This is a genomic window from Brasilonema angustatum, assembly GCF_059505445.1.
Genome location: NZ_JCACKO010000143.1, coordinates 42,672 through 54,663, shown reverse-complemented (window position 1 = coordinate 54,663; position 11,992 = coordinate 42,672). Strand labels below are relative to the sequence as shown.

General features: G+C 41.5%; 9 protein-coding genes. 6 read left to right on the top strand and 3 right to left on the bottom strand.

The genetic code is table 11. The features are described from left to right. Positions 1–305: 305 nt before the first annotated feature. From AC5JM2_RS28975 to cpcD, 6 genes are all read left to right on the top strand, one after another. Positions 306–578, top strand: coding sequence for a hypothetical protein (locus AC5JM2_RS28975; RefSeq protein ID WP_495838500.1), 273 nt, complete (start codon positions 306–308; stop codon positions 576–578). 1,046 nt (positions 579–1,624) lie between these two features. Further along, positions 1,625–2,146, top strand: coding sequence for a C-phycocyanin subunit beta (gene cpcB / locus AC5JM2_RS28970; RefSeq protein WP_495838498.1), 522 nt, complete (start codon positions 1,625–1,627; stop codon positions 2,144–2,146). A gap of 58 nt (positions 2,147–2,204) precedes the next feature. Then, on the top strand, positions 2,205–2,696 hold the full coding sequence (gene cpcA, locus AC5JM2_RS28965; protein WP_495838496.1) for a C-phycocyanin subunit alpha: 492 nt from the start codon (positions 2,205–2,207) through the stop codon (positions 2,694–2,696). Positions 2,697–3,025: 329 nt separating this feature from the next. After that, on the top strand, positions 3,026–3,841 hold the full coding sequence (locus AC5JM2_RS28960; protein WP_495838494.1) for a phycobilisome rod-core linker polypeptide: 816 nt from the start codon (positions 3,026–3,028) through the stop codon (positions 3,839–3,841). 167 nt (positions 3,842–4,008) lie between these two features. Beyond that, positions 4,009–4,875, top strand: coding sequence for a phycobilisome rod-core linker polypeptide (locus tag AC5JM2_RS28955; RefSeq protein ID WP_495838492.1), 867 nt, complete (start codon positions 4,009–4,011; stop codon positions 4,873–4,875). 74 nt (positions 4,876–4,949) lie between these two features. Continuing rightward, a complete protein-coding gene (gene cpcD / locus AC5JM2_RS28950; protein ID WP_495838490.1) occupies positions 4,950–5,198 on the top strand; it encodes a rod-capping linker protein CpcD in 249 nt (82 codons plus the stop codon). A 96-nt stretch (positions 5,199–5,294) separates the two neighbouring features. On the opposite strand, the gene AC5JM2_RS28945 is transcribed toward cpcD, so the two are convergent. The 3 genes from AC5JM2_RS28945 to AC5JM2_RS28935 all read right to left on the bottom strand — a co-directional run bounded on the left by AC5JM2_RS28945 (position 5,295) and on the right by AC5JM2_RS28935 (position 11,780). Beyond that, positions 5,295–8,297 (bottom strand): COR domain-containing protein, encoded by a 3,003-nt coding sequence (locus AC5JM2_RS28945; RefSeq protein ID WP_495838488.1) that lies wholly within the window; start codon positions 8,295–8,297, stop codon positions 5,295–5,297. Between the two features lie 379 nt (positions 8,298–8,676). Next, entirely contained in the window at positions 8,677–10,659 is a 1,983-nt protein-coding gene (locus AC5JM2_RS28940) for an Hsp70 family protein (protein WP_495838486.1), read from the bottom strand. A gap of 83 nt (positions 10,660–10,742) precedes the next feature. Next, positions 10,743–11,780, bottom strand: a complete 1,038-nt coding sequence (locus AC5JM2_RS28935; protein WP_495838484.1) for a hypothetical protein — start codon at positions 11,778–11,780, stop codon at positions 10,743–10,745. Between the last annotated feature and the right edge of the window lie 212 nt (positions 11,781–11,992).

Genomic DNA, 11,992 nt, shown 5'->3' with positions numbered 1-11,992 from the left:
TAAATATATAATCACAAATATTCCAATCAGCATCTTCTCTAAGTAGTTGAAAGTAGTCACGTTTGAGTTGGTTAAGTCTGCTGTATGACACTAACAAAGTCTTGCTATTACTAGATCTAATGAGAAGATTTCCTGAAAGACGAACAATTTAAGTTGACACCAATGTGCTGGGTGTCGTCCTCTCATATCATGTCCGGTGAAAGACTTATCATTAAGACGGCAGGGAGCAGGGGAGCAGGGAGCAGGGGGAAAGAGGATTTCCCAGTTGTTGCACATATTTGGTAATCACAACTAATTAGCCGGACATGATATCAGGTACATCTCATATTTTTATCGAACAAAAATTTACCAGATTCTTTTACATAATCGCCAAAATAGCTTACACCGAAGTCAAGCAACCAAGAGTCGGTTCCAAAAAGATTAGAAAGCTGAATATTAATCTCATTGAGTACCACGTCATAAAAATAGCGATCGCACCCAGTGAGGATATGGGGTTCTCCACCATGCTGTCTCAGACTTTTGATAAAATCCTCTTCTTGTGCAAAACCAAGCTTTTCGTCGCCAAACACTACAAGTAAGTAGAACGGCGTAAATAATTCACACTATGTCATAGCGAGTGGAACGAAGCAATCACAGGGGTTTGAAGAATTTTACTTTCTGTTACATAATTAGGTTTATTTTCACCGACTTACTTATACGTGCAGTTGCTTTCAGTTGTGGCGTTTGCTGGGGTATAAGAAGGGTGTATGGAATAAATCTGTGGTTCAAGGTATCTGCCACTGATTTTAGACCACCAAATCTACGATTTTCTTAATCAACAAGAATCGAAGCTTGCAAACCTCTGATATTTAATCATGGAGTAATGTCCTTCATCAATCGGGACAAGATATCCCAATCTTTACAGCAAATGAAGGGCTGATTCGATAAATGATTTAATAGTGATAGGAGTTACTAAATTTATGTAGTCAATGTCACTCTTGTTACACTTTATTAACGATTGTAATTATAAATACTTTTATGTAGTATATAAAATTACTATTTTCGAGGTTTTCAATCACTGTTTCTTGTTAAAAATATTAGAAAAACACCGAAAACATACAAAAAAACAGAGATAATACTAAATATTAATAGCTCAGTTGCCAAAATATATTTTTCTCAAAAAGTGACTTCAGGTAAAGGTTACAGACTTATTTGTTAAGTAAAATACTATATTTCTTGGAAGATAATCAGGGAAAATTACTGCAAAAAACAGACTTTATAATTGATGCTATGCTTTTCTGAAACATACGAAATTTTTTGTAACAAAATTGTGGATGGCAATTATTGTATAAAAGAAATTACGAGTGAATAGGCGAAACAAAGTAGTGAAGCTTCTGTTTTATTGAGGTTCATTGCTTTTATAACGATTGTGAATTTTTCTCAGATACTAAAAGATAATCTAGTCTTTTGGAAGAGGATGTTCTTGCTATAAGAAAGCAAATGGTTAAGATTTTTATAATCTTGGCTTCAAGTTTTTCTTGTGCGATTCTCCGTCTGAGAAGAAGTGCAAAGCTTAATCCTTCACTTCCTGTTTTAAAATCACATCATTCATTCTCAACTCATCAAAATTTAGGAGATTTCAACTATGGTGCAGGATGCTTTTTCTAAAGTTGTTGCCCAGGCTGACTCACGAGGAGAATACCTTAATGACTCTCAATTGGATGCTCTACTAGGTTTAGTTAGAGACGGTAACAAGCGCGTTGATGTCATCAACCGGATTACTAGCAATGCCTCTACTATTGTTGCTAATGCAGTTCGACAGTTGTTCGCTGAACAACCTCAGCTGATAGCGCCTGGTGGAAATGCTTACACAAGCCGTCGTGCTGCTGCTTGTGTACGGGATTTGGAAATCATTCTACGCTATGTGACTTATGCGATTTTTGCAGGAGATGCCAGTGTATTGGATGATCGTGCCCTCAATGGTTTGCGGGAAACTTATCTGGCACTAGGCACCCCTGGGGCTTCTGTTGCTGTTGGTATTCAGAAGCTGAAGGATGCCTCGATCGCCATTGCCAATGATCCCAACGGTATTACCCGTGGTGATTGCAGTGCACTGATTGCGGAAGTTGCAACCTATTTTGATCGCGCGGCGGCGGCTGTTGCCTAAATCGTCACAACTACATCAAATCAATCCTTTATAGAACAAACTTGGAGATATTAAGTCAATGAGTAAGACGCCTTTAACGGAAGCGATTGTTTCTGCGGATTCCCAAGGTCGCTTTTTGGGTAGCACTGAAATCCAGGTTGCATTCGGTCGTTACCGGCAGGCAGCTGTCAGCTTAGAAGCGGCAAAGACGTTATCTAAAAAAGCGTCAAGTCTGGCTGAAGCCGCAGCTAACGCTGTGTATCAAAAGTTTCCTTATACCACCCAGTTGGATGGACCTAACTACGCTTCTAGTTCCACTGGCAAGGCAAAATGTGTGCGCGATGTAGGCTACTACCTACGGATTATTACTTATGCTTTGGTTGTAGGTGGAACAGGTCCAATCGACGATTATTTGATTGCTGGCTTAGCTGAAATCAACCGCACCTTTGAGTTATCTCCAAGCTGGTACATTGAAGCCCTCAAACACATCAAGGCCAATCATGGTTTATCAGGTGACCCCGCTGTTGAAGCGAACTCCTACATTGATTATGTGATCAATTCTTTGACCTAGCGGAAGTCTTTCAGTTTTGTGTGATGCAGCAAGAAAATAATTTGGTAATTTTGCATCCAAAGTAATGTTATTACGAAATTATTTTCACCAAACTTCGTTACATAGTTCCACAAAACTGAACCTAAAGTTTGCAAATGCGTCGAGCCTTTGTGTAGTCAGCCTGAAAGGCTTCAAACACTGGCATCATTATCTGTTCTCTCAATTCAAACTGACTGAGATACTTATGCTGTTGGAGTTTTCTAGCTTTTCAATGACTACGCAAGGGTTTTTTTTAAATGTCTTTTTAACCAGATTCGCAGTTGTGTGATCGAGATTTAAGAGGTGGAATTATGGCAAGGCTGGGAGAAGCAAGCCGATTAGGAATTAGCCCATTTGCAGATGCTGAAAAGGTTGAACTGCGTCCTGTGAGGACAGAAACTGATGTCCAGGCGGTGATTTGGGCGACCTATAGACAAGTTTTGGGCAATGAACATCTGATGCAAAGTGAGCGTCTTTTGAGTGCAGAATCACTCTTGCGTCAGGGACAGATTACACTACGGGATTTTGTGCGTGCGATCGCCCAATCAGAACTATATCGACAAAAATTCTTCTATTCCAACTCTCAAGTTCGCTTCATTGAATTAAATTATAAACATCTTTTGGGTCGTGCGCCCTACGACGAGTCAGAAATTGCCTACCACGTCGATCTCTACAATTCCCAAGGTTACGAAGCTGATATTAATTCCTACATTGATTCTGTCGAGTATCAACAAAGCTTTGGAGATTCCATTGTCCCTTACTATCGAGGCTTCCAAACCGTGGTAGGACAAAAAACAGTTGGGTTTCCGCATTTTTTCCAGTTGTATCGAGGTTATGCGAATAGTGATCGCGCCCAAAGCAAGCCCAAAGGACAATTAACTTGGGATTTAGCAAAAAACCTGGTATCCCCCATCTACCCTGCTTCTGCTGGCACTTTAACTGGCACTTCAACAGGTCGTCGCGGTGGTAACACTTATCGAATTCGCCTCACGCAGGCGGCTTCTCCTAACTCTACAGTTATCCGCCAGAGTATTAGTGAAGTGGTTGTCCCTTTTGAGCAGTTGTCGGATCGATTGCAACAACTCAATCGCCAGGGACGCAAGATTATTAGCATCACTCTTTCATAGGACTTACGCAAAGTTATGGAAAAACGAACCACAAAGACGAGGCAGTGCGTTGCGGGGGTTCCCCCCGTTGTAGCACCTGCCGTGCAAAGGACACGAAGAAAAGAGGTTAAGAAGAGTTTTTGCGTAAATCCTGTTTCATAAAAGTTTTTAATCAAGGAGACTTTTAGATGGCTATTACAACAGCCGCATCTCGACTCGGAACCTCTGCTTTTAGTAATGCTGCCCCTATTGAATTATGGTCTAATGCCAGCCAGACAGATCTTTCTGCTGTGATCGCGGCTGTTTATCGTCAAGTCTTAGGCAATGATTATTTATTAAAATCCGAACGCCTGACTGGCGCAGAATCTCTGCTGTTGAATGGCTCAATAAGCGTGCAAGAATTTGTCCGTCAGGTGGCAAAATCCCAACTGTATAAAGCTAAGTTTTTCTCCAGTAGCTTCCACAGCCGTTTCACTGAGTTGAACTACAAACATTTTTTGGGTCGTGCCCCTTATGATGAATCTGAGATAGCCTATCACCTGGATTTGTACCAAACCAAAGGATACGACGCTGACATTGATTCCTATATTGACTCAAGCGAGTACCAAGTCAACTTTGGGGAAAATATCGTACCCTACTATCGGGGATTTAAGACTCAACCTGGACAGAAAACCGTGGGCTTTACCCGGATTTTTCAGTTGTATCGTGGGTATGCGACGAGCGATCGCTCCCAAATCCCAGGCAATTCCCCTCGTCTAGCTAGTGAACTGGCGAAAAATAGTGCATCAACCGTAGTTGCTCCTGCCCCTAGCAATAATGGCTTTGCCTATCGTCCTCCGCTAAGAGGAGAAACTCCCAGCAGCACATTTGGAGGCTCACAAGCTTTTGGCACAGGACGACTCTATCGAGTTGAAGTGGCAAGTATTTCCAAACCAGGATATCCCAAGGTTCGCCGCGTCAACCAAGCAGTCGTTATCCCCTACGAACAGCTATCAGATTACTTTCAAAGGGTTCAACGCCAAAATGGCAAGATTGCCAGTATTACGCCTCTTTAATTCAGACTTTATAAAATTTGTCAATCCCCCGATAAGGGGGAATTTAAATTTCCTTTAATTTCTGGGATAATATAATGGTTTATCAAATTGTTAGCGGCAGAGGCAACAACTCCATTGCAGCGAATCGGAGTTTCCGGTTTGAAGTGATCGGTCTCCATCAAAATGAGGTTACGGATAATAACAATTATGCCATTCGCTCCAGTGCCAGTGTGTTTATTACGGTACCGTTTAGCCGCTTAAATCAAGAACTCCAGCGGATTAATCGACTCGGTGGCAAAATCGTTAATATAGAACCGTTGGCACCTGAAACTGATCAAGCTTAGGACAAATTCCCATTTGATTTGCAGATAAAATTAAAAATTAAAGGTAATGACATAGTGATAGGAGTAACTAAATTTTAGTAGTCAATATCACTTTTGTTACACTTGATTAATCTTGGATGCTGCTTCTTTGATTTTACTACAGATGTCCACCCAAGCTCCATCTTGCTCTGCCTCACTCAACCTACTTAGAGGATTCTTGGGATCGTGCGCTGCTTGATACTTTTCAATTGCTGTTTCTTTGTAACTGCTAAAACGCAACGGTATCCAAATAATCGTAAGTCCTTTGGCTTGAGCTGTATTTAGTAGTGGAGGTAACTCATTCTCAGCAATGAAATCTGATGCTAAAAAGTCAGGGCTAACCATCAACACAGCTACTTTTGCTGCTGCGATCGCTTCTTCGATTTCTTGTCGCCACTCAGCACCGGCTTTGATCTTGGTATCATCCCACACCGCGAGTTTTTGATTGCGAATCATGGGTTTTAGGTGTTTCTGGAGTTCGGTAAGCGATTGTTGGTCTTCATGACTATAGCTTATGAAGACTTGATTTCTGATTATGGGTTCTGGCATAAATGATTGCTGAGATTCATTTTTCTTCTGTTCTAATTCCCGTTGCAACTGTGCACCCGAAGTTTGCTCCATAACATCATCAATCAACTTTCGGACATCTACCATTTGAAAGCTGTTCTCGCACTCAATTTGTTTTCGACCAGCTTTTAAGCGCTTTTGCAGTGCATCCAGAGGATAAGCATAAGGCGTCTGACTTCCTTGACAGCTTTGGCAATTGCAGGGAACAAAGATTTCAGGCTTCAAACGCTTGAAAGACTGATGAATTTTTTCGAGTTCGTGGGTGACAACTGCTAGCAGTTCTTTCTTGCGGTTTCCGGCGACACGAATTTTAATTTCCCTTTGATTATAGTTTTCAATAACTTTGGCACGGGTTTGGTCTTTATTGAGAACAACGCCGCTTTTCCAAACGAGTTTTTGTTCATCAATCCAAGGGTATGTCTCAACGATGAAGCGGGTGAGGATACCTTTGGGCATGAATTCCTTGTATTCGTAGCGCAAAATCAGGTTGTTGGTTTCGTCCCAGGTGTAGTCGGGTTGGTTAGCACAAAGCAGTTGAGGTGCAATATAGGTGTCAGGAAGATTGTCAGGACGATTGGGAATTTTGTAGCACAGTTTAAATTTCATCATTAGCTGCAACAGTTCTGCCCGCATATCGGTATATTTGTTGTCATGCCAAATTTTTGCTAAATCATTGCGGTCAAATTTACCCAAGTTTTCAATGACTTGTGGGTTATCCAAAACTTTGTAAACGGCATCTGTACCCCAACTAGGTTTGAGAATCACGGTTTTTCGTAGCAAGTCATCCTCTTGGAAGTGAAGACATACGCCTAAATCATGCAGATAGCCGCTGAGTTGGAATTTGTCCTTATTTGCAGTAAACCCATATTGTTGACAAATAGTGAGATATTCTTCCAAGCTAATATATTCGCGGGGGTCGTCTTCTAAAGCTTCCCGGACTTTAACCCAGGTTTTGGGGAGTTCTGTTCCTACATGGGGTAACTTTTGAATGTAATACTTAATATTATTAAGGATTTCTGGAAGACCACGATTAGTCGCAAGATTTGTAGTGAGTGTTTCTTTAAAATTAGTAAACTCACCCCGTAACTCCCGTTCGTTGATTTCTCGTTTACGCTCCTGCTTTTCGTTTTTGATAATTAACAAAGGACTGTTACCGCTCAGTAACTCTACCACTTTTAGCCAGTAGTAAAAATCTGTATCTTCTTTACGAGTATCTGCGACCACAACATAAAGGGAGCGTTTGGTGAGGAAAAATTGGTGGGTAGCATGATAAATTTCCTGACCGCCAAAATCCCATATATTAACCTGAAACTCTCTGCCAGTTAAGAGTGGAAATTTCCATTGAATAACATCAATACCTTCGGTAGAGATTTCATCCTGTTGTAGCTGATAATTTTGGTCTTGAATTTTTTTTGCTAGCGTAGTTTTGCCCGCTCCAGCTTCTCCTACAATAAGTAATTTGGCTTCGTAGAGGTAATCAGTTTCTTGTTCTAGCTGTTGCCTGTAAAACTCCAGAATTTTTCTAAATCCTTTTGTTTGGATTTCTGGTGGAAGTGATTTTAGGGGATTGTGATCAAGCTCAAGGTTTGTGAGTTTAGTGAGTCGTCCAATTTCCCTTGGCAAGCTGTTCAGTTGATTGCTGCCCAGGTAGAGCCATAGCAGGTTGGTGAGTTGTCCAATTTTTGCTGGCAGTGCGCTCAGTTGATTCCTGTCGAGGTGGAGCTTTTGCAGGTTGGTGAGTTGTCCAATTTTTGCTGGCAGTGCGCTCAGTTGATTGCTGCCCAGGTGAAGCTTTTGCAGGTTGGTGAGTTGTCCAATTTTTGCTGGCAGTGCGCTCAGTTGATTGTCGCCCAGGTGGAGCTTTTGCAGGTTGGTGAGTTGTCCAAATTCGGGTGGCAGTGCGCTCAGTTGATTGTCGCCCAGGTAGAGCGTTTGCAGGTTGGTGAGTTGTCCAAATTCTGCTGGCAGTGCGCTCAGTTGATTGCTGTCGAGGTGGAGCGTTTGCAGGTTGGTGAGTTGTCCAAATTCTGCTGGCAGTGCGCTCAGTTGATTGCTGCCCAGGTGGAGCGTTTGCAGGTTGGTGAGTTGTCCAATTTCTGCTGGCAGTGCGCTCAGTTGATTGTCCCAGAGGAGGAGCGTTTGCAGGTTGGTGAGTTGTCCAATTTCTGCTGGCAGTGCGCTCAGTTGATTGCTGCCCAGGTGGAGCGTTTGCAGGTTGGTGAGTTGTCCAATTTCTGCTGGCAAACTGCTTAAGCGATTATCAGTAACCTGAAGTTTTTCAAGATGGTGAAGCTGTCCGATTTCTGTAGGTAAAGCACTCAGGTTATTCCCGATAGTACCATCAATACAGCCCGCGTCATTATATTTATATTTGCCGATAATCAGTTTTTTGAGTTGAGTCAACTTGCCAATCTCAGGCGGTAAAACTGTCAACTCATTACCCGATAGGTCAAGTTCTCTGGCTCCCTCACTCGCCGCCTCCTCAATTACCCGCTGCAATTCTTCCTGAGTCATCAGCAATCTACTGAACTATTATTCAATATATTAAAGGTAGCCCAAATTCTGAGGTACACCTACTCCTTTCCCACCCGAAGATTACCGTTTAGGTAGCAGGGGAGCAGGGGAGCAGGGAAGCAGGGGAGAAGAAATTACATCGGTAATCTTACACAGGGAAGGGAGTAAATAAAAATCAAGCCCGCGTTAGCGAAGCGCATAGGCGGGCTTTGTTTGTTTCGCCCCACCCTTCTAGAATGTGGGCGTATATTTGCAAAACTGACGTACTCAGGACTTACGCAAAGAAACCCGGTTTCTACCAAAAATCGTCTGTTTCGCAACCAAAGACGAACGAAGAAACCGGGTTTCTAGCAGATGGTGCGTAAGTCCTAGTACTTTCTTAAGCAATGAGCAACCTAGCCTTATCCGCTTGCTCTTGCACACTTTCCTTAAGCCACTCACTGATAGATTTACCCAATTTGACACCTATTGTTGGATCTTGGATTAAAGTCTGTTGAATTTTTTGCTGCAACTCTGGTTTCTTCTGATAGGCTAATTCGTCAATTTTTTGATCAGGCACCAATTTGCGTATCCAGCCCGGTATATCTGTTTCCTTAACTAAGGACTCACCTATAAAGTAAGCTATTATTCCAACAATCGGTGCAATGATTCCCGTAAAAAGTAGGATATGGAATAATCCTGCTAGGACAACGCCTACGATTAAAGCAACAAGGTGCCCAACAAATATAGAAAGCCCAGTTAAATCATCCAAAGATATAGATGTGGGAACTTTGTCTGTGTGATCGCCCAAGTCAATTGTTTTGCTGCCAAATGTTTCGAGTGGTAAACTATATTTTCTACAGATTGAATCTGTTTTTTCCCTCACCTCGTTTTGAACTTTTGACAACCACTCAACTAAACAGGTCGTCACTTTATTATTGGCATCACTTCCTGTTAGCCAAGCTTTGGCTTTCTGCTCTATTTCCGATTCAAGAGATGATAGCGTTATGATCTTTCTGTTCCGCCAAGATTGCACGCTTGGTTTTATCACGTCGTCTACCAAACCATTTGCCAGTTCTTCGGCTAATTTTTCCAAGAAGACGGGTATATAATTTCCTACAATACCTGTCAGTTCTCGGTCAAGAAATTGATTAATTTCTTCCAGAAATCCCGCTGTGCGAATGTACACACGTCCCCAACGTGCCAGTCCTTTGGCAATACTAAGTTCAGGTTCTCCATCTCGCTTGCAAGGCAAATCGGGAAAGACTTCTTGGCATATTTCCAGAACAAATGACATCTTGGAAGCACTACCTGTCAGGAGGATGGCACTTGGTTGAATGCCTATGTGTGGCAACTTTTCTTTGACTGCCTGCAACTGGTCACGGAAAGCATCACGCCAACTTTTATTGTCAAGTTCTCGTAGAGGTTGACTGAGAATAGTGTTCATTATTTTGCCATTGACAAGAGGCAAAAACTTAAATTTTCTCTGAATATCTTCAATACCTACATTAACAATAGTTTCTTCGTAAGAATCTTGATAATTAAAATACTCTTCTTTTGCTTTCCGGCATCGAAGTTCACAGCGATTTTTGTATATTGGGTTTTGCTCAAAAATTTTTTCAAGTTGCGAAATTTCTTCTAGTTGCAAAATTTCTTCATCTTTAAGAATTTCTCCAAGTCGTAAAATTTCTTCGCGTCCCTCCCTATATTGTGTTTGACATTCCAGGGTTTTCTTAAGAATTTCTTTCTCAATTAAGGATGCACCCAAGTCGTGTCCAAAATCTATCGGAGTGTCAGACATACCCTTGACAAGGGTGTAATCTGTGGTGGAAGAACCAATGTCAATGACCAGCACCGACTTTTGTAATTCTTCTATGGTGAATATGCCACTTTCTTTGGCGTGCATCAAAGCAGCGCGTGACTCTTTGACTACGGTTGCATTTGGCAAGCAATCTTTAGAGAGGAGTTGTTTGTAAGTCTCAATTTCTTCTTGCCACCATCCTGATGGACAACCGATGAAAAAATAGTTGTTATCTCCAGACTGAATTTGTTGGGTATCAATCAAATGCTGGTATATAGCATTTACAAATTCTTTAATATTTTTTTGATATGCGGTTTCATTAAAACGCCTAGATTTGAAGGCGATTTCAAAGATGGTGGCATCGGGCATTTGACATGCCATTTCACCAATTATTATTCCTTTTTTAGGATGATGGGCAATGGCAGTGATTTGGCTTTTCCTATTATTAATGAGTAAACTTTGAGGAGTCGTTTCTGCATTATCTGCTCGCACCCAGCTAAGAGCCGTTTCTCCATGCCCTAAATCAAATCCAATGATTTTGATATTATGATAATCGCGCATGAGTAATTCTGTTTGCTCCATACAATTAATACTATTGATTCGTTCCCATGATCTACGTGAGAACGAGAGTAAAATGATGAATATTGCCCACCTTACGATATTGGTTATACAGGCTCAATTACGCTACCTGGTAAAAGTACTTGGTTATCTTTAACAAAGGCTTGTTTCAAGGTGATGTAATCTGTAATTTGTGGATCGAGACTTGGCTCAAAGTAAAACATTGACCAAGCTTCCATTCCCGAGTCCTGTTCCTCTATTGGTTGATAAACTCGTGTCTCAATTCCGTAGCGTCTCAAAATCGTCGCAGCTTGTTCAATGCGCCTACGCACCGCAGTTGGCAGTTGAGTTTGTTCATCGAGTCCGTCTGCCATCAGGTCTTGTAAATACTCTAACAAGTCTAGATGATTTTCCAGACCGGGTTTGAATGATTTCTCTTCGCTTCCCCCGTACGCAGCAACAGTTAGATCAATTGATTGAAAAGCTTGATAGAGATGGTCAAGTAATTTATCAATATCTATTTTTACAATACTTGTTTTCAACGTGTTTTTAGGTGGTTCTGGCTGCGAGACAACACCTGTGTTTTCAGACGACTGGGTTTGCTGAACTATTTTTCCAATCACTCCTCCGGTAATTGCTCCTATTAACCCCCATATATAACCCCCTGCCAAGGTTCCCGTTATACCGCCAGCAAGTAAGCTACTCATAACCTCGCGGTTTTGCTGTACTTGTTGTGATAATCCCTGCTTGTAATAGTCAAGCGATGTCAATGATTTCAGATTTTTTTCTATCTGAATCATTGTGTTAAATGGCGCTAAAGTGTTAGAGGTTAATTCAGTCAAGCCTAGCTGGTTTTCGGATTGTGAGTTAGCACTACTGTGAGATTTTTCCGAAGTGCTTAGGATTGAATCTTGCAGTTTGACTAATATCAAAATGCTCGTGTATTGATTAAGCGCCTTTAACATGACTGTAGCAAGGCGTGCCTGTGGTGGGGTTAATCCTCTAATGTAATCACCACTCAAGTCTGCAAGCTTGTTAATCTCGTCTTGAACTATCTTGACGACTTGCTCAGTTGTTTCTGTTCGTTCTAATTGAGACTTTAGCTTTTCTTGTATTTCTTTGTAATAAGATATAAGTGTTTTCATAATAAAAAAATTTAAGGTATCCTATTTCTATACTATCGTTGCGAGATCACAGGGTGATATTTATGTTTGTTGGGTTTGCACAACTCTTATAGTAGTATTTTCAGTATATAGGAATCCGGTTTGATTTCTGAACAGCTCGTCAGGGCAGGGAACAGGGAACAGGGAACAGGGAAAAAGCAATACAGGTATACTGAGTTTTTTTCAAAAATCAA

What these genes read in the sequence shown, in the direction of transcription:
- AC5JM2_RS28975 (WP_495838500.1), top strand. Translation starts at nt 306, where the DNA reads ATGATATCAGGTACATCTCATATTTTTATCGAACAAAAATTTACCAGA.
- cpcB (WP_495838498.1), top strand. Translation starts at nt 1,625, where the DNA reads ATGGTGCAGGATGCTTTTTCTAAAGTTGTTGCCCAGGCTGACTCACGA.
- cpcA (WP_495838496.1), top strand. Translation starts at nt 2,205, where the DNA reads ATGAGTAAGACGCCTTTAACGGAAGCGATTGTTTCTGCGGATTCCCAA.
- AC5JM2_RS28960 (WP_495838494.1), top strand. Translation starts at nt 3,026, where the DNA reads ATGGCAAGGCTGGGAGAAGCAAGCCGATTAGGAATTAGCCCATTTGCA.
- AC5JM2_RS28955 (WP_495838492.1), top strand. Translation starts at nt 4,009, where the DNA reads ATGGCTATTACAACAGCCGCATCTCGACTCGGAACCTCTGCTTTTAGT.
- cpcD (WP_495838490.1), top strand. Translation starts at nt 4,950, where the DNA reads ATGGTTTATCAAATTGTTAGCGGCAGAGGCAACAACTCCATTGCAGCG.
- AC5JM2_RS28945 (WP_495838488.1), bottom strand. Translation starts at nt 8,297, where the DNA reads ATGACTCAGGAAGAATTGCAGCGGGTAATTGAGGAGGCGGCGAGTGAG.
- AC5JM2_RS28940 (WP_495838486.1), bottom strand. Translation starts at nt 10,659, where the DNA reads ATGGAGCAAACAGAATTACTCATGCGCGATTATCATAATATCAAAATC.
- AC5JM2_RS28935 (WP_495838484.1), bottom strand. Translation starts at nt 11,780, where the DNA reads ATGAAAACACTTATATCTTATTACAAAGAAATACAAGAAAAGCTAAAG.